Here is a 16,645-nt window from a genome sequence, read left to right as displayed (position 1 = left end):
AAAGACTAAGGCTTAAAGCGAAAAAAAGCCCTAAACTTGCAATTGCGGTTTAGCGCATCGCTAACTCGTCCCCTCTGGGGAGATTGGGTAGGGCTTAAGTATTTAAATCCTGATCAGAAATGGTTGGGATTTTTTTTGCCTTTTGAATCTATCGCATCGATTGTCACCCTGAGCGGAGTCGAAGGGTAAGCACTAAAGATCTTTCGACTCCGCTCGGGTTGACACCATGGAGGAAAATATCGCTGGCAGGCCCCCAACATTTCTTTGTTTTTGATCTCGACCTGCGATCACAAGTCGATAATTCTTGCTATCTTAGGAAAGACAAATCACCACTCATCCCCGAATAATCTGTCATCCCATTTCTTATAATAAAAAAGGAATGCTTGTAAAAACATACGGGAGTGCCGTTTATGGCGTAAATGCGCTAACTATTACTATCGAGGTAAGTATTAGGAAGGGCAATAAATATTATATGGTCGGGCTGCCTGATAACGCTGTGAAAGAAAGTTTACAACGGGTCGAAAGTGCGATCCACGTTGCAGGATTTCGGATGCCGCGACAAAAAATAGTGGTCAACCTGGCCCCGGCCGACATTCGAAAAGAGGGGTCGGCTTACGATTTGCCAATTGCCATCGGAATTTTAGCGGCCTCGGGGCAAATTCCTGATGATGAACTGGCCGATTATTTCATCATGGGTGAGCTTTCGCTCGACGGTGCAATTCAACCCATTAAGGGCGCACTGCCCATTGCTATACAAGCCCAACAAGATGGTTTTACAGGTTTTATACTACCGAAACAAAATGTTCGCGAGGCGGCCATTGTTGATGGCTTAATTGCCTACGGCGTAGAAACGCTGGCGCAGGTAATTGCTTTTTTCAATAAAAAAGAACCTTTGGAACAGGTTAAAATTAACACCAAAGAAGAGTTTTTAAAGAACATTGGTAATTACGAGCACGATTTTGCTGATGTTAAAGGGCAGGAAAATATTAAACGTGCGCTAGAAATTGCCGCCGCTGGCGGCCATAATGTAATCTTGATTGGCCCGCCCGGTGCCGGAAAAACGATGCTTGCCAAGCGCTTGCCCACCATTTTGCCTCCTTTAAATTTATTCGAAGCCTTAGAAACCACTAAAATACACTCGGTTGCAGGAAAGCTCTCTGCCGCCGATGCCTTAATGACCGTCCGTCCGTACAGGTCGCCTCACCATACCATTTCTGATGTAGCCTTGGTTGGCGGTGGAGTGAATCCACAACCGGGAGAAATATCGTTGGCGCACAATGGTGTGCTCTTTTTAGATGAACTGCCCGAGTTTAAGCGAACGGTTTTAGAGGTAATGCGTCAACCTTTAGAAGACAGAAAGGTAGCAATAGCCCGGGCAAGGTTCTCTGTTGAATATCCTGCAAGCTTTATGTTGGTTGCCTCAATGAACCCTTGTCCTTGTGGCTTTTACAACCACCCCGAAAAGGAATGCGTTTGTGCGCCCGGTGTGGTTCAAAAATATCTGAGCAAGATTTCGGGGCCGCTTTTGGATAGAATAGATTTACACGTTGAGGTAACGCCTGTCGACTTTTCTGAGCTCGCCTCCTCTCGTGAGACAGAAAAAAGTGAAATGATTAGGGCCCGGGTAATCAAAGCGAGGGAAATTCAGGACGATAGATTTGCCGACAAAGAAGATCTGCATTGCAATGCGCAGATGAGTCCAAAAATGGTGCGCAAAGTTTGCCAGATCAGTGAAGCGGGGACACAACTCTTGAAAACCGCTATGGAGCGATTGGGCTTATCGGCACGAGCTTACGATAGGATCTTGAAAGTTGCACGCACCATTGCCGATTTAGATGGAAGCGAAAACGTAGAATTAGAGCACTTGGCCGAGTCTATTAACTATAGAAGCCTGGATAGGGATGGTTGGGCAGGGTAGAGGTTAGGCATAGAGGAATTATAGACTGCGCTTGGCTCATAAGAACTATATGACCTATATGCTTATATGGTCGATAATTGAGGCAAACCTTTTATAAGCATACACCTAGGACAAATAAAATTGAACGATATAGCCATAGAGAAAATATAGACTGCGCTTGGCTCCTAAAAACTATATGACCTATATGCCTATATGGTCGATAATTGAGACAAAACCTTTATAAGCGTATACCAAATAAAATTGAAACCATATATCCGTAGAGAAAATTTAGACCTGGCTTGGCCGATAAAAACTATATGACCTATATGCCTATATGATCGGTAATTGAGGCAAACCTTTTATAAGCGTACGCGGCTAGACAAATAAAATTGAAACCATAAGCCATAGAGAAAATATATACCTGGGTTGGCTCCTAAAAACTATATGACCTATGTGCCTATATGGTTGATAATTGAGGCAAGCCTTTTATAAGCGTACACCCAAGACAAATAAATTTGAACCATATAGCCATAGAGAAAATTTAGACCTGGCTTGGCTCATAAAAACCATATTACCTACAACCAAGAGCAAAACAAACGTTAATATATGATAACCAAAACTTACCTTAAAGAACTAACCTACGAAGTGATTGGTTCAGCTATCGAAATACATAAATCACTGGGGCCAGGACTACTGGAGAGCGTCTATCATGAGTGTATGAAACATGAGCTCTCACTCCGCGGCATCGACTTTGTGAGTGAAATATCAATGCCTATAACCTACAAAGAGATTGTTGTTGCAACAACATTGCGCTGCGACCTACTTGTAGAAAATTGCCTTGCTGTTGAAATTAAATCGGCAAAAATGATAGAACCAATCTATGAGGCGCAACTGCTTACGTACATGAAATTGCTGGAAGCTCCTCAAGGCTTACTAATTAATTTCAATTGTATGAACATTTTTCGAGATGGTCAAAAAACTTTTGTCAACGACTTTTATCGGTATTTGCACGATTAACGCTAAGTGAGATTCCAAAAAACCAAACAGTTTTTCAATTAACTGGCCAGCTGATCAACCTCTCTTAGTTTAGCTAATAAAATTCAAAAGACACAATTAAAAATCGTTGTTTTTCAACCAATTAAGACTTATAATGGGAGCAAATTAATTTCAAAATTCATGTTTTCGGGGCAAAAATTATCGTCATTGGCATAGTGATTGTAATCAAGCTATCACATTTTATTCACCGAATTTGCTTTCTACCGAAGCAGGTTCTTAATTGAAAAACAAAAAGATGAAAAAGACAGTTCAAATTTTCAGCATGCTTTTGATAGCATTAACAGTAATGGTATCATGTAAAAAAGATACCGATCCGGCCGATAGAGATTTCTTTGTGGGCACTTATAAAGGAACCGTTTCTTACCGCAATGGCCAAACTACTATTAACAGCTCCGACGGTAAGGTAACCGTAAGTAAAGTTGGCGAAACGTACAATTTCTACTTCGGAAACAACATTCCCGACATTACAGGCGTAAAATTCGAGAAATCGGGAGATAACACCTATGTGAGTGTAGGTTCGGGCTTAACCGGAATTACCATCGATGAAGACGATCTGAACATGTTGGTAACCAAAGATGGCCAAACCTGGACAGCAGACTGCGACCGATAGGTAAAAAACAAATGAATTAATAAGAAATCCCCCGCTTTAAAAGTTGGGGATTTTTTTATTATAATTCTTCGTCTTCCTCATCTTCCTCCTCAGGCACATAACTTTCAATTGCCTTTCCAATAGCATTCACTTCCTCATCCTCCTCAAAAATTGGCAATTCCGTTTTATAGTCCATCTTTAACCAAATGGCCGATGTATCTTTCTGAATCTGGGTGTACTCTTTTCCGTCTTTAAAAATCGTATATGAATCATTTCCCTCGGGGAAGACCGAATAATTTATCGTGCCGATTTCTATATCAAATGGTTCTTGCATGGCGACTGTTTTTGTGCAAAGATAAGGCATTGAAACGAATGGTTCAGGTTTAATAGCAGTTATGCTTTTAAAAATTTATACCTTTAACTATGGACTTCACTAAATCGGAAAACAAAATATGCAGGGCTATTTTTGAAGTGGCCTTGCAACGCGAATTTGCCAGAGGCATGGGCGATTTTGCAGCAATTTTAAGCAAATGGCAAGCAGAAAAACCTATTGATAACAGAGAAAGTTATTATTCGATATTTACGGCAGTAAAAGATTTCGATAAACACATTGCAAGACGTTATGACGGCATGAGTAACTCAGATTTCTATTTTATCCTTATCGGGATGTTAGTTGATAAAGTAATTACCGAAGATGACTTAAATGGTTTTTCTGACCAGCGTAAAGCTGCATTACTTACTGTAGCAAAACGGAGAGTGGAAGACAATTAATCAAAAAAATACACTGTAATTATTAAAAATCGCATCAATTATATTACTTTACGTCCAAACAAATTATCCTACAATAAATAAAAATGAAGTTAACGTTTTGGGGCGCTGCACAGCAGGTAACAGGAAGTATGCACCTGCTCGAAGTTGGACATTACAAAATATTGATAGATTGCGGTTTAGATTATGAAAAGGAGACCTATCAAGAAGAAAATCAGCAATTCCCTTTCGATCCCGCCAGCATTAACCTGGTTATCTTAACCCATGCACATATCGACCACTCAGGCAATTTGCCTACACTTGTACGCTCGGGTTTTGAAGGGCAGGTACTTTGTACGCCGCCAACAGCCGATTTAACCTCCATTTTACTGTTCGATTCTGTTGAACTCTTTTTAAGGAAACAAAGTAGAAAACCACGCACAAAACGCGGCAATTTCAGTGGGCCAAAACCTTTGTACCTGCATAAGCATGTAATGGATACTATCGATCGCTTCGTAACCATTGCATTTAACAAAGCTTTCAAAATAAATGGCGACATCAGCCTCACCTTTATCCCCGTCGGGCACTTACTTGGGGCCGCAGCGGCAGTTTTAACGATTAACGACGGGGGCGAAGAAAAGAAAATCGCTTTCTCGGGCGACATTGGCAGAGAAAATTACCCTGTTTTGGTAAAGCCTGAGCCAATCCCCCAGGTAGATTACTTTGTGTGCGAGTCTACCTATGGCGGTCGCTACCACACCAAAGATCAAACGTTGGAGGAAAGATTGGTAAAAGAGATTGAAGAAGCCTGCATAAAAACACCCGGCCGATTGATTATACCTGCATTTAGCATCGGAAGGACGCAGTCGTTGGTTTTTGCCCTCAACCAAATCTTTACAAAGAAATTGTTGCCCCCCGTGCAGATATTCGTAGATAGTCCCATGGCCATACAGGCAACCGATGTTTACCGCAAGCACCACAACCTGGTTAATCAGGAAGCAAAGGATTTCTATCAAACCATGGGCGATGAGTTCGAGTTTGAGCATTTGGCTTATGTGCAAACCATGAAAGAAAGCAAGGATGTTTCCAACTATTTCGATCCCTGTATCATCATTTCCTCAGCGGGCATGCTCGAAGGGGGCCGCATTCAAGATCACCTCTATTACAATATTCAGAACTACTATTGCACCATTCTATTTATCGGCTATTGCGCAAAAGGTACGCTGGGCTACAAGCTATTGAGCGGTGCGCCAATTGTTAGAATAAAAGATAGAGAAATGATGGTTTACGCTACCATCCGTCAAACCGATTTACTTAGCGGCCATGGCGACCACAACGATTTAGTAAAAACGGTTAAGCAGACTGGCCATCCTAAAAAAGTGTTTCTGGTTCATGGCGAAGATAAGAGCTTACAAAGTCTGGCCGCAGCTTTGCAGGAAGATGGTTTCAATGTAGTAGCGCCCGAAAGGGGAGAGGTGTTTGAAATATAAAAGCCCCTCCTAAATCCTCCCCAGAGGGGAGGACTTTGAAAACCCAACGTATTTAAACTGCAAAAAATATTTCGAGCTGATTTTACATCATGCTTTAGCCCTCTCCTCTGGGGAGGGTTGGGAGGGGCTCCTTATCTGTCCATCGCCCCTCACTACCCATTTATAGCTCGTTAGTTCTTCCAGTCCCATTGGGCCGCGGGCATGAAGCTTTTGTGTGCTGATGCCGATTTCGGCTCCTAAACCAAATTGCGCCCCATCAGTAAATCCTGTCGAGGCATTGGCATATACCGCAGCAGCGTCTACCTCGTTTAAAAACCTTTCGATGTTCGACGCATTTTCAGAAACAATAGCCTCGCTATGCTTAGAACTATACCTGGCGATGTGATCCAACGCCGTATCTAAGTCATCAACAACCTTAACAGCCATTTTTAAAGAAAGAAATTCCGTTCCAAAATGTTGTTTGTTTGCAGGGTTCAGAAGTTCGTTAGGATAAGACGACCTCAAGCGCACAAAGCTTCTCTCGTCGGCAAATAGCTCAACTTTTCCATCTGCTAACGGCGATAAAAGTTCAGCCAGATCATCCAGCCGATTTTGATGGATCAACAAGCAATCGAGCGAATTACAAACACTCACTCTTCTGGTTTTTGCATTAAAAACTATTGCTGCCCCTTTTTGCAAATCGCCGTCTGCATCAAAATAAGTGTGAACAATTCCGGCTCCGGTTTCAATTACCGGAATTTTGCTGTTATCGCGAACGTAGTTAATCAACGATTGGCTGCCGCGTGGAATAAGCACATCAACAAAGCCCCTCGCATTTAACAACGCCTCAGTTGCTGCTCTTTCAGCAGGCAACAAGGTCAAAACGTTTGCATTTATACCAAATTTTTCAAGTACCGCATGTACCACCTTTGCAATAGCCAGGTTCGAAAACTCTGCATCGCTGCCACCTTTTAAAACAGCCACATTTCCCGTTTTAAAACAGAGCGAAAACACATCGGCAGTTACATTTGGGCGTGCCTCGTAAATTACGCCAACCACGCCAAGCGGAACCCGAACTTTTTGAATCTGCAACTTATTTTCCAACGTCTTGTCCGAAAGGATTTCACCCAACGGACTTGCCAAACCAACCACGTTTTTTATGTCATTTGCTATATCCGCAATGCGCTGTTCCGTTAATTTAAGTCTGTCGTATTTTGGATCTTCGATCGGCATCTTCGCTAAATCCCTTGCATTTTCAGCAAGAATTTCGGGCGTATTCAAAATCATCTCATCTGCTAAGTCACTCAACACAGCGTTAATTGTGTCTTTACTTAAGCTCATCATAGAGCGACTTGCCCGCTGCGCCCTTTCGAAGTAGTCTTTATAGTTCATTTTAGTATTGTTTATCAAGTGCCGCTCCCCCGTCCTCTCCTTGAAGAGAGGGCGCCAGGATTGCTGTGTTCCATCTCATCGTGGTAAAGACTGGCCGGCAAAGAGCCGTCGCGTTCGTCTTTCAGCTTTGATCTTTTGTCCTTCCGCTTTTGTCTTTCAGCTTTAACCTTTCCGCTTATATCGCAGAGTAAAAATAATCATAATGTACCAGTGCTTTCTGGTTTTTCAGTCCCATGCGCTCCCTTGCCTTATCCGATCCGTACTGCGCAATTCCCAAACCAATTGTCTGGTGATCTTCGCCAATGATTTTGATGATATCGCCTTTTAAAAAATCGGTTTTAACTTCGATGATACCAACAGGCAACAAGCTCGTTGCCTTGCCCGATGTTAAAACACTTCTGGCTCCATCGTTTAGTCTAACAATGCCCGTGGCCGCAGTTTCAGAGTGCGCAATCCATTTCTTTTTGCCCGACTTTATCTTTTCGGGGATAAACAACGTGTGCTTCACCTCTTTATTTAATAGCGATGTGAGCACATTATCTATTTTTCCATTTGCAATATGGACCGCAATACCCAACCTTGCCACTTTTTGCGCCATTGTCGATTTTGTAATCATCCCACCCCGGCCAAACTGTGATTTACCCGTTTGAATAAATGAAGCAAGATTAGCTGCCGAACTCGAAATCTGCTCAATCACCTTCGAACCTTCAGCTTTCGGGTCGCCATTGTAAATTCCATTTACGTTCGAAAGGATAATCAACGCATCGGCATTCAACATGGAGGCAATCAGCCCCGCCAATTCATCGTTATCAGTAAACATCAGTTCCGTCACCGAAACCACGTCGTTTTCATTTACAACGGGAATAATGTCGTTGTGCAATAACGTTTGCATACAGTTCTTCATGTTCAAGTAATGTATCCGATCGCGAAAATCTTCTTTCGTAACTAAAACCTGCGCACACATCATGCTATGGTCTTCGAGGTATTCCGAGTACGTGTTAATCAGTTTTACCTGCCCTACCGCAGCCAACATCTGGCGTGCCTTTACCGTTTCTACCTTGTCCGACATCCGCATTAGCCCTTTGCCCGAGGCCACTGCGCCCGACGAAACCAACGTAACTTCTATGTCCTGCCTTTTAATTTCGGCAAGCTGCGTTACAAGGTGCTGAATACGAAATTCATCCAGCGTACCATCTGCCTGCGTAATAACGTTCGACCCAACTTTAACGACTATTTTTTTGTAACCTAATTTCATTGGCATCTTCTAACCTTCTATAAAAGAATGGTGCTTTGAGTGAAAAATTTAATGAGGCAATTTAACATCTATTTTTTTCAATTGGAATGAATATCAGCACCATTGCTAATTTTTGCCAAAATGATAATGTAGAAGTGGTGATCGAAGCCTTCAACATCAAACTGTTATTGAGAAGCACAGATTAGATTAAAATGTTCATCTTCCAAACCTTTTTACTGCTCTGGTTGAAACGCTTGTAAAAAATTCCTTAAATTGCATTAACCTCAACCAAACCATCATGAACAAACGTATCTTGCCCGGCCTGCTTTTGCTTTTAGCAATTTCAGCGTGTAACAACCCCAAAAAAAACGAAATGAAACCCATTAAATGGCCTGATATTAAGCCGCCAATAGCCCCAATTAATCCCTACAAGCGAATTATTCATAACGATACCGTGGCAGATAATTACTACTGGATGATCGACTATTTCAAAAAAGGCCCGGATAGTACTAAGGTTGTCGATTATTTGAAAGCCGAAAATGCTTATCTGGATACCATGATGAAAAGTACTGATGCATTTCAGGCAGATTTATTCAAGGAAATGAAAGGCCGCATTAAGGAAAAAGATGAATCGGTGCCCGTTTCTAAAAACGGCTACTTTTATTATTCACGCACTGATGATGGCCAGGAATATTTTAAGTATTGTCGTAAAAAAGGCAGCTTAACGGCACCCGAAGAAGTGCTGCTCGATGTTGATGCTATGGCAAAGGGGCATTCGTATTTCAGTGTAACCGGTTTTAGCGTAAGCCCCGACAACAAGTTGCTGGCCTTTGGTGTAGATATGGTTTCACGTAGGCAGTACACCACTCAGGTTAAAAACCTCGAAACGGGGGAGATTTATCGCGATGCCATCCCAAATATGCAGGGTGCAGTGGCCTGGGCAAACGACAACAAAACCTTCTTTTACACCTCTAAAAATCCGATTACCTTATTGAGCGAAAAAATTAAGAGGCATGTACTCGGCACCGATGTAAAAGCCGATGTTGTGGTTTATGATGAAAAGGATAACACCAATTATATTGGAGTTTCAAAATCGAAAAATGGCAAATATATTTTCATTGGCTCTCAGGGAACGTTGACTTCGGAATATAGAATGATAAACGCCGACGAACCTGATGCGCCGTTTCAGGTATTTTCGCCACGATTTAAAGATGTTTTGTACGATGTTCTTCCCGTCGACGATAAATTTTATATCGTAACCAACTGGAACGCCAAAAATTTCCGCCTGATGGAATGCCCATTAACTAAAACTTCAAAAGAAAACTGGAAAGAAGTGATCCCAAATCGTAAAGATGTATTGCTCGAATATGGCGAAGAATTTAAGGATTTTCTGGTACTCTCTGAACGTAAAAACGGCCTTACCGAATTACGTGTGCTTAAGAAAGATGGAAGCGATTATTACATCAAATTTGACGAACCTGTTTACTCAGCGGCGATTGGATCAAACCCCGAGTATAACGGCAAAACGCTTCGTTACTCATACACCTCGTTAACAACACCCAGCTCGGTTTACGACTACAACCTGGAGAAAAAGACCAAAAAACTGATGAAGCAGCAAGAAGTTCTTGGTGGTTATAATCCTCAAGATTATGTTACAGAACGGATCTTCGCTCCAGCAAAAGATGGAACGAAAATTCCGGTAGCGCTGGTTTATAAAAAAGGCTTCGAAAAAAATGGGAAAGCGCCGTTATTGCTGTATGCTTACGGCTCGTACGGCGCCAGTACCGATGCTACTTTTTCTTCGCCAAGATTGAGTTTACTCGATCGCGGGTTCGTTTTTGCCATTGCAAACATTCGCGGCGGGCAAGAAATGGGGCGGCTATGGTATGAGGACGGTAAACTCATGAAAAAGAAAAACACTTTTACCGATTTTATTGCTGCCGGCGAGTATTTAGTTAAGCAAAAGTACACCTCAAAAAATCACCTATATGCAAATGGTGGTAGCGCCGGTGGCTTATTAATGGGCGCCGTAGTAAATATGGCCCCCGATTTATGGAACGGCGTAATTGCCGATGTTCCTTTTGTTGATGTGGTAAACACCATGCTCGATGAAAGCATTCCCTTAACAACAAATGAGTTTGATGAATGGGGAAATCCAAAACAAAAAGATGCTTACGATTACATGAAAAGCTATTCGCCTTATGAAAATGTAGAGAGAAAAGCTTATCCGAACATGTTGGTCACTACCGGTCTTCACGATAGCCAGGTGCAATATTTTGAGCCGGCGAAATGGGTAGCAAAACTTCGTGCAATGAAAACCGATAACAACGTTTTGTTGCTAAAAACCAACATGGATTTTGGTCATGGCGGCGCTTCTGGCCGATTTGATTATTTGAAAGATGTGTCGTTGAGATGGGCGTTTTTATTTGCGCTCGAAGGGATTACCAAATAGATAAAGTGCCACAGATTTGCATACGAGTCTGTAAATCTGTGGCATAGGTCTCTAATGCTTGCGCGATAATATTCCGCATGGAGTAAGCATCGATTGACATATTAAGCCGAGCCACAAAATTCGTTCGGTAAATTGATAAAATGATTCAATAATCTTAAGCCTCACATCAACGGTAATTTTAAGCCTGCCAACCGCAGAATAAAAGTTGCATGTTGTTGCCTGAATAGTTAACTTTACAAAGTGGACGCAGTTCGAAAAGTTATTGCATATAAAAAATATTTTTTGAACTTCTACCAGGCCCAAACAGAAGAAGTACAACGAAAGATTGAGTGGACACTAAATCTTCTACAAACAATTGACCGAGTTCCAAAAAAGTACTTTGACCACATGACTGGAACCAACGGGCTTTTCGAAGTTCGGGTGGAATTTGGGGGGAATATTTTTAGAATTTTCGCTTTTTTCGACAAAGGGAATTTAGTGATTTTGGGAAACGGTTTTCAAAAGAAATCCCAAAAAACACCAAAAACTGAAATTGATAAAGCATTAAAAATAAAAGCAGAATATGAAAACGAAAGAAAGTAACATCACGACTCTTGACGAAATCCTTGATAATAAATATGGTAAACGAGGTGCGAAAAAAAGAGAACAATGGGAACAGGAATTCGAAAGCTTTCAACTCGGTGTTTTACTTGAAGAAGCAAGACATAAGCTTGGTTTGACTCAAAAAGAGCTTGCTGAAAAATGTGGCACGAACAAATCATATATTTCACGTATTGAAAACAATGCAAGCGATATCAGGCTTTCTACTTTGATAAAAATCGTTCAAACCGGTTTGGGCGGCCATTTAAAACTGACTTTACAAGTATAAATGAATCCTAAATTAAGAACACTCCAAATTATTCACGCGGCTTTGTGTGGCGGCGTATTTCTCTTCGCCTTGGTAACCATTTTCCTCAATCGCGACAATTTGTATTTCGATGCTAATCCCGAAACATCAGCACCCTTTAATCCAATATTTCCGATTGTGGGGTTAATCACTATTTCGGCCAGTCTGCTCTTTTTCAGAAACGTTATCGCTAAAATCGATCAATCAGCCGAGGCAGGCGCTAAAATTAATCAATACCAAAGCGCATTTATCATTAGCTCGGCATTTTTAGAGGGCGGAGCGCTCTTTAATCTGGTGGGTTTCTTTTTGACCCACAATTCGTTCTTTTTAATTTTTGCCGTCGCCAACTTCATTTTCTTATTGCTGAAGCGCCCCACAAGAGATAAATTGATATCCGCTTTACAATTGCAATATCCTGATACGGAGGCATTGTAAGCAATTAGCCGTATCTTTGCCTCTCAATGGAATACAATGTTCATCCCTTACCGAACGGCATCCGGTTATTGCATGTGCCATCGGCTTCAACCATATCACACGCCTGCATTATTATCAATACAGGCTCTCGCGATGAGCCTGAGCATAAAGCAGGTTTGGCCCATTTTATTGAGCACCTGATTTTTAAGCGTACCGAAAAACGCAGCACCATACAGATACTAAATCGATTAGAAAGCGTAGGCGCAGATTTGAACGCTTATACCACAAAAGAATACACCTGCATTCATGCGTCTTTCTTAAACCCGTATTTAGATCGAACCTTAGATCTTTTTAGCGATATCGTTTTTCATTCCACCTTTCCGGAGGATGAAATGGATAAAGAAAAAAGCGTTATTCTCGATGAAATTGCCTCTTATGTGGATCAGCCCGAAGAAGCCATAAACGATGATTTTGAGGATATGCTTTTTGCAGGAAATCCACTCGGGAACAACATTTTGGGCACCGAAGAAAGCGTCAGTAATTTCACCCGTGAGGATGTAATCAACTTCCGGAAGGCAAATTATCGCACCAACGAAATTGTGGTGGCCGTTTTGGGCAATTACACTTTTAACAATGTAAAAACCAAGGGAACAAAACATTTTGGTAGCATAGAAGAAAACACGCCGTCGTTAACTAGAATCAAGCCCGAAATCTTAACCCCGAAAACGATTAACATTTATAAGCCCATTATGCAATCGCATTGCATTTTAGGCACTCAGACTTATTCTACGCACAATAAAAAAAAGGCGGGCCTAATGTTGCTGAACAATTATTTTGGCGGCAATGGAATGAGCTCTGTGTTGAACCTTCAAATTAGAGAACGCTACGGAATCGCCTATACCATTGAGTCAAATTTTTCTCCGTTGAGCGATACCGGCATATTCACCATTTACTTTGGTACCGATAAAGAAAAGCATCAAAAAGCCCTTTCATCAATTTTTAAGGAGATTAAGAAGCTTAAAGATAAGCCGTTGAATGAGTTGCAATTACAAAAAGCGAAAAACAAATTTATCGGTCAAATTGCATTAAGCGAAGAAAACCGGATTGGCTTAATAATCTCGATGGCAAAAAGCCTCATCGACCATAACAAAATCGATTCGTTGGAAGAGGTTTTCGAAAAGATAAACAAAGTTACAACAAAAGAAGTTGCTCAAATTGTTGATGAAGTACTGGCGCCAGAACAATTGAATATTTTTACTTTCAGCCCTGTATTGGAATAATTGTTATTTTTGTACTGATAAAAGCTGTCTCGCTGAGCACAAAGCTTGTCTAACATTCGCGGCTTTCAAAGCTGCAGATTAAGATTGCTTCGTTCCTCGTTACAAATTAGCCCTTTTGGGCAATGGACGGCCAATTAAATATTACACAATGAAATTACCTATAGTAGCCTACGGCGATCCGGTATTAAAGAAAGTCGGAACCGATATTGATAAAGATTACCCCGAGTTGAAAGAACTGATTGCAAACATGTTCGATACCATGTACTATGCCAATGGCGTTGGGCTTGCTGCTCCACAAATCGGTTTGCCAATCCGCTTATTTATTGTTGATACCGGAGAGGATGAAGACGGAAAGCTGGGTTATAAAAGAGTTTTTATTAATGCGCAGATTTTAGAGGAAACCGGCGAACCATGGAGTTTCAACGAAGGTTGCCTGAGCATTCCCGATATTCGTGAAAACATTATGCGCAAACCGAACATTAAGGTGAAGTATTTTGATGAAAATTGGGTAGAACATACCGATGATGTAGACGGGCTGCCAGCAAGGGTTATTCAGCATGAATATGATCATATTGAAGGCAAATTATTTACCGATAAAGTAAGTGTTTTGCGTAAAACGATGCTTAAAAGTAAGCTCGATGCAATTTCGAAGGGAAACATCAAAACCGATTACAAAATGAAGTTTCCGAACAAGAGCAAGAAACGGTAATTTACTGAATAGTCATCCGGCGAATATGCAATCGCTTTATTTCCGTCGGATGAATGATTCAAGCATTTAAGACTAAAGGCCTTTAATTAATCTGTGTCGTAGCGAGACGCTACGACGAGGTAGAAGTGCAATCGTCACCATAATCCTAAAACGCATCGTCATTTCGAGCGTAGCCGAGAAATCTCAAGTTGGGCTTCGGCCCGTTCATTAATTTAGTATGGGGATGAATGATTCAAGCATCCAAGACTAAAGACTTTTAACTAATCTGCGGCTTAGCGATACGCTACGACTAGGCAGGGCCTATGGACCCAGGACTAATGACTCCCGACTTAGAACTCCCGACTCAAAACTCAAAACTCCGAACTCAAAAGCTAATTCTCGTTCCTTTTCTTATCCCCGTCAAAGATTTGCTGCATCAGCTTGCCCCAGGCAAATGGATTGAGCAAAGGGTTGGTTTGCACCATATTTTTATTGATCATCCGATCAAAATTATATCGGTAATTCTGGCTTGAAATTTCCTGACCATCCCTGGGCAGCGTTTGAATCATGCCGGTGATAGAGGCCCTCGAAAGGTTCTTCTTGGCAATCGCCATATCATCGTCTGCCAGTTTCATAGATAGAAACTCTCTGGTAAATTCTTCTGTTGTTGCCCACGGAAAAACCCGAACAGAGGGCAAATCGATTACATTGGCCTTCAGCTTTACCATGATGGTATATTTGCTATCAGGTGTGCCCTCCGGAATCACCGTTGAGAATTTTTTATAGCCAATGGCCGTAAAAAGAATGGTATCGCCGGGGTTAACAATAAACGTAAAATAGCCTCTATAATCGGCGCCAACCCGTTTACTTTTTGCCGAAAGGTTGGTAATGGTAACATAAGGAATTACATTTGTGCTATCGATATCGGTAATTATCCCCGAAAATTGAATAAGCCTTTCCCGACCCTGCTTTTGTTGAGAAAAAGCGGTTATAGAAAAAAAAAGGCAAATCAGGGCAACACAATATCTCATTAAGACAAAAGTAATTTTAAAAATAAAACTTCCTTGTTAAATAGTGTTAAAGCTAATCTTGCTCAGCCATGTTTACAGCCACTACGGATGTAATCTCTGGAACAGCCTTCATAATGGCTTGCTCAATACCCGATTTCATTGTCATGAAACTCATTGGGCACGAACCGCAGTTACCTAAAAGCTTAAGTTTAACCACTCCGTCTGATGTAATTTCTTCAACAGAAACATCACCCCCGTCGGCCTTTAAATAGGGCCTAATAGTTTCCAATGCCTGTTCTACTTGCTCTGTTAAATTCATTATTGGTTTTTTAAAATATAAAAATAGTAATTTTTTAGCAATTTGCTACCTGTGCATTGCTGATAGAAACTTGTTGAGCGATTTTACTTGCAATATCTCCAAAGATAACATCGAGCAGCGGATTTTGGTTTAGCGCCACCGGCCTACCATTATCGCCAGCCTCGGCAATGCTTTGAATAATTGGAATCTCACCCAAAAACGGAACATCAAATCGTGCGGCAAGCTCCGTGCCGCCACCTTTACCGAAGATATAATATTTATTATCAGGCAGTTCGGCAGGAGTAAAATACGACATGTTTTCAATCACGCCTAAAACGGGAATATCAATCCCCTGCATCCTGAACATCGCCAGCCCTTTGTGTGTATCGGCCAGCGCAACCTGTTGAGGAGTGGTAACCACAACAGCTCCCGAAATAGGGAAACTCTGCGTAATGGTGATGTGAATATCGCCCGTGCCGGGAGGAAGATCCACGATCAGATAATCCAGTTCGCCCCAATTTGTATCGTTAAACAATTGTTTTACTGCATTAGAAGCCATTGGTCCCCGCCATGGCACAGGCTGCCCCGGATCGGCGAAAAAGCCAAGGGACAACAGTTTGATGCCGTATTTTTCTATGGGAAGAATCTTTGTCTTTCCATCGGCGGTTTCCTCGGCGCCCGGCTTGGCATCTACCAAGTCGAACATAGTCGGTACCGATGGCCCGTAAATGTCAGCATCGATCAGCCCCACTTTGGCGCCATCTTTCGCCAGTGTAACGGCCAGGTTGCTGGCAACGGTCGACTTGCCAACGCCACCTTTTCCTGATGAAACTAAAATAATATTTTTGATGTTATCCAGCGATGATGAATTTGTTGGCTGGGTAACCCTCGATGTTACATTTATGATTACCTCGGCCGCTGCAGAAACAAAATGTTTAATGGCATTGGTGCAGGCATTTTTGAGCATGTCTTTCATGGGGCATGCAGGCGTAGTGAGTTCTAAAGTAAATTTTACCTCATTTTCCACTATCTGTAAATCCTTAATCATGTTTAAGGTTACCAAATCTTTTTTAAGATCGGGGTCTTCAACATTTTTTAAAGCATCCAAAACTTGTTGCGGGCTTATCTGCATCATATTAATTTAAGTTCAAAATTAACAAAACATCGCCACAAATACTTTTATTTAGCCTTTTAAACTGTAATTTTAACACGAAATAAACATTTAATTGTTAC

At 41.6% G+C, this 16,645-nt stretch carries 17 protein-coding genes; 11 read left to right on the top strand and 6 right to left on the bottom strand.

Annotated elements, in window-relative coordinates:
- The first annotated feature begins 379 nt into the window (after positions 1-379).
- The 3 genes from IZT61_RS13565 to IZT61_RS13555 all read left to right on the top strand — a co-directional run bounded on the left by IZT61_RS13565 (position 380) and on the right by IZT61_RS13555 (position 3,563).
- Positions 380-1,918: a YifB family Mg chelatase-like AAA ATPase gene (locus IZT61_RS13565; RefSeq protein WP_196097435.1), complete on the top strand. Its 1,539-nt coding sequence runs from the start codon at positions 380-382 to the stop codon at positions 1,916-1,918.
- Positions 1,919-2,503: 585 nt separating this feature from the next.
- Positions 2,504-2,914, top strand: coding sequence for a GxxExxY protein (locus IZT61_RS13560; RefSeq protein ID WP_196097434.1), 411 nt, complete (start codon positions 2,504-2,506; stop codon positions 2,912-2,914).
- 274 nt (positions 2,915-3,188) lie between these two features.
- A complete protein-coding gene (locus IZT61_RS13555; RefSeq protein ID WP_196097433.1) occupies positions 3,189-3,563 on the top strand; it encodes a hypothetical protein in 375 nt (124 codons plus the stop codon).
- Positions 3,564-3,621: 58 nt separating this feature from the next.
- Here the strand turns inward: IZT61_RS13555 and IZT61_RS13550 are convergent, their stop codons facing one another.
- Positions 3,622-3,876, bottom strand: a complete 255-nt coding sequence (locus IZT61_RS13550) for a hypothetical protein (RefSeq protein ID WP_196097432.1) — start codon at positions 3,874-3,876, stop codon at positions 3,622-3,624.
- Between the two features lie 89 nt (positions 3,877-3,965).
- Between IZT61_RS13550 and IZT61_RS13545 the strand changes: the two genes are divergently transcribed.
- Entirely contained in the window at positions 3,966-4,313 is a 348-nt protein-coding gene (locus IZT61_RS13545) for a hypothetical protein (RefSeq protein WP_196097431.1), read from the top strand.
- A gap of 83 nt (positions 4,314-4,396) precedes the next feature.
- Positions 4,397-5,779: an MBL fold metallo-hydrolase RNA specificity domain-containing protein gene (locus tag IZT61_RS13540; protein WP_196097430.1), complete on the top strand. Its 1,383-nt coding sequence runs from the start codon at positions 4,397-4,399 to the stop codon at positions 5,777-5,779.
- Between the two features lie 87 nt (positions 5,780-5,866).
- On the opposite strand, the gene IZT61_RS13535 is transcribed toward IZT61_RS13540, so the two are convergent.
- Both IZT61_RS13535 and proB read right to left on the bottom strand, forming a co-directional pair.
- Complete coding sequence (locus IZT61_RS13535; protein WP_196097429.1) at positions 5,867-7,150, bottom strand: glutamate-5-semialdehyde dehydrogenase; 1,284 nt, start codon at positions 7,148-7,150, stop codon at positions 5,867-5,869.
- 175 nt (positions 7,151-7,325) lie between these two features.
- The gene (gene proB / locus IZT61_RS13530) at positions 7,326-8,405 is read right to left on the bottom strand and encodes a glutamate 5-kinase (protein WP_196097428.1); all 1,080 of its coding nucleotides are present in this window, start codon (positions 8,403-8,405) and stop codon (positions 7,326-7,328) included.
- Between the two features lie 277 nt (positions 8,406-8,682).
- Between proB and IZT61_RS13525 the strand changes: the two genes are divergently transcribed.
- From IZT61_RS13525 to def, 6 genes are all read left to right on the top strand, one after another.
- Positions 8,683-10,836 (top strand): S9 family peptidase, encoded by a 2,154-nt coding sequence (locus IZT61_RS13525; RefSeq protein ID WP_196097427.1) that lies wholly within the window; start codon positions 8,683-8,685, stop codon positions 10,834-10,836.
- 282 nt (positions 10,837-11,118) lie between these two features.
- Positions 11,119-11,418, top strand: a complete 300-nt coding sequence (locus IZT61_RS13520; RefSeq protein ID WP_230383687.1) for a type II toxin-antitoxin system RelE/ParE family toxin — start codon at positions 11,119-11,121, stop codon at positions 11,416-11,418.
- Positions 11,399-11,704 (top strand): helix-turn-helix domain-containing protein, encoded by a 306-nt coding sequence (locus IZT61_RS13515; protein WP_196097425.1) that lies wholly within the window; start codon positions 11,399-11,401, stop codon positions 11,702-11,704. Before IZT61_RS13520 ends, IZT61_RS13515 begins: the two co-directional genes overlap by 20 nt.
- Complete coding sequence (locus IZT61_RS13510) at positions 11,705-12,157, top strand: hypothetical protein (protein ID WP_196097424.1); 453 nt, start codon at positions 11,705-11,707, stop codon at positions 12,155-12,157.
- A gap of 26 nt (positions 12,158-12,183) precedes the next feature.
- Complete coding sequence (locus tag IZT61_RS13505; protein ID WP_196097423.1) at positions 12,184-13,416, top strand: M16 family metallopeptidase; 1,233 nt, start codon at positions 12,184-12,186, stop codon at positions 13,414-13,416.
- A 148-nt stretch (positions 13,417-13,564) separates the two neighbouring features.
- Positions 13,565-14,125, top strand: coding sequence for a peptide deformylase (def, locus tag IZT61_RS13500; RefSeq protein ID WP_196097422.1), 561 nt, complete (start codon positions 13,565-13,567; stop codon positions 14,123-14,125).
- A gap of 371 nt (positions 14,126-14,496) precedes the next feature.
- Here the strand turns inward: def and IZT61_RS13495 are convergent, their stop codons facing one another.
- From IZT61_RS13495 to IZT61_RS13485, 3 genes are read right to left on the bottom strand one after another with little or no spacing between them, the layout of a single operon-like run.
- The gene (locus tag IZT61_RS13495) at positions 14,497-15,135 is read right to left on the bottom strand and encodes a peptidase associated/transthyretin-like domain-containing protein (RefSeq protein ID WP_196097421.1); all 639 of its coding nucleotides are present in this window, start codon (positions 15,133-15,135) and stop codon (positions 14,497-14,499) included.
- Between the two features lie 52 nt (positions 15,136-15,187).
- Positions 15,188-15,433 carry a NifU family protein gene (locus IZT61_RS13490; RefSeq protein WP_196097420.1) on the bottom strand — a complete coding sequence of 82 codons (246 nt, stop codon included), beginning with the start codon at positions 15,431-15,433 and terminating at the stop codon, positions 15,188-15,190.
- A gap of 34 nt (positions 15,434-15,467) precedes the next feature.
- Positions 15,468-16,544 carry an Mrp/NBP35 family ATP-binding protein gene (locus IZT61_RS13485; RefSeq protein WP_196101310.1) on the bottom strand — a complete coding sequence of 359 codons (1,077 nt, stop codon included), beginning with the start codon at positions 16,542-16,544 and terminating at the stop codon, positions 15,468-15,470.
- Between the last annotated feature and the right edge of the window lie 101 nt (positions 16,545-16,645).

Origin of the sequence: Pedobacter endophyticus (assembly GCF_015679185.1) — a bacterium.
Lineage (GTDB): Bacteria > Bacteroidota > Bacteroidia > Sphingobacteriales > Sphingobacteriaceae > Pedobacter > Pedobacter endophyticus.
Note: the sequence above shows the minus strand (reverse complement) of the source record. Positions and strands in the feature narration are given on the sequence as shown.

Excerpts from the sequence above, each read along its gene's own strand:
- IZT61_RS13565 (WP_196097435.1), top strand. The coding sequence starts at position 380 with ATGCTTGTAAAAACATACGGGAGTGCCGTTTATGGCGTAAATGCGCTA.
- IZT61_RS13560 (WP_196097434.1), top strand. The coding sequence starts at position 2,504 with ATGATAACCAAAACTTACCTTAAAGAACTAACCTACGAAGTGATTGGT.
- IZT61_RS13555 (WP_196097433.1), top strand. The coding sequence starts at position 3,189 with ATGAAAAAGACAGTTCAAATTTTCAGCATGCTTTTGATAGCATTAACA.
- IZT61_RS13550 (WP_196097432.1), bottom strand. The coding sequence starts at position 3,876 with ATGCAAGAACCATTTGATATAGAAATCGGCACGATAAATTATTCGGTC.
- IZT61_RS13545 (WP_196097431.1), top strand. The coding sequence starts at position 3,966 with ATGGACTTCACTAAATCGGAAAACAAAATATGCAGGGCTATTTTTGAA.
- IZT61_RS13540 (WP_196097430.1), top strand. The coding sequence starts at position 4,397 with ATGAAGTTAACGTTTTGGGGCGCTGCACAGCAGGTAACAGGAAGTATG.
- IZT61_RS13535 (WP_196097429.1), bottom strand. The coding sequence starts at position 7,150 with ATGAACTATAAAGACTACTTCGAAAGGGCGCAGCGGGCAAGTCGCTCT.
- proB (WP_196097428.1), bottom strand. The coding sequence starts at position 8,405 with ATGAAATTAGGTTACAAAAAAATAGTCGTTAAAGTTGGGTCGAACGTT.
- IZT61_RS13525 (WP_196097427.1), top strand. The coding sequence starts at position 8,683 with ATGAACAAACGTATCTTGCCCGGCCTGCTTTTGCTTTTAGCAATTTCA.
- IZT61_RS13515 (WP_196097425.1), top strand. The coding sequence starts at position 11,399 with ATGAAAACGAAAGAAAGTAACATCACGACTCTTGACGAAATCCTTGAT.
- IZT61_RS13510 (WP_196097424.1), top strand. The coding sequence starts at position 11,705 with ATGAATCCTAAATTAAGAACACTCCAAATTATTCACGCGGCTTTGTGT.
- IZT61_RS13505 (WP_196097423.1), top strand. The coding sequence starts at position 12,184 with ATGGAATACAATGTTCATCCCTTACCGAACGGCATCCGGTTATTGCAT.
- def (WP_196097422.1), top strand. The coding sequence starts at position 13,565 with ATGAAATTACCTATAGTAGCCTACGGCGATCCGGTATTAAAGAAAGTC.
- IZT61_RS13495 (WP_196097421.1), bottom strand. The coding sequence starts at position 15,135 with ATGAGATATTGTGTTGCCCTGATTTGCCTTTTTTTTTCTATAACCGCT.
- IZT61_RS13490 (WP_196097420.1), bottom strand. The coding sequence starts at position 15,433 with ATGAATTTAACAGAGCAAGTAGAACAGGCATTGGAAACTATTAGGCCC.
- IZT61_RS13485 (WP_196101310.1), bottom strand. The coding sequence starts at position 16,544 with ATGCAGATAAGCCCGCAACAAGTTTTGGATGCTTTAAAAAATGTTGAA.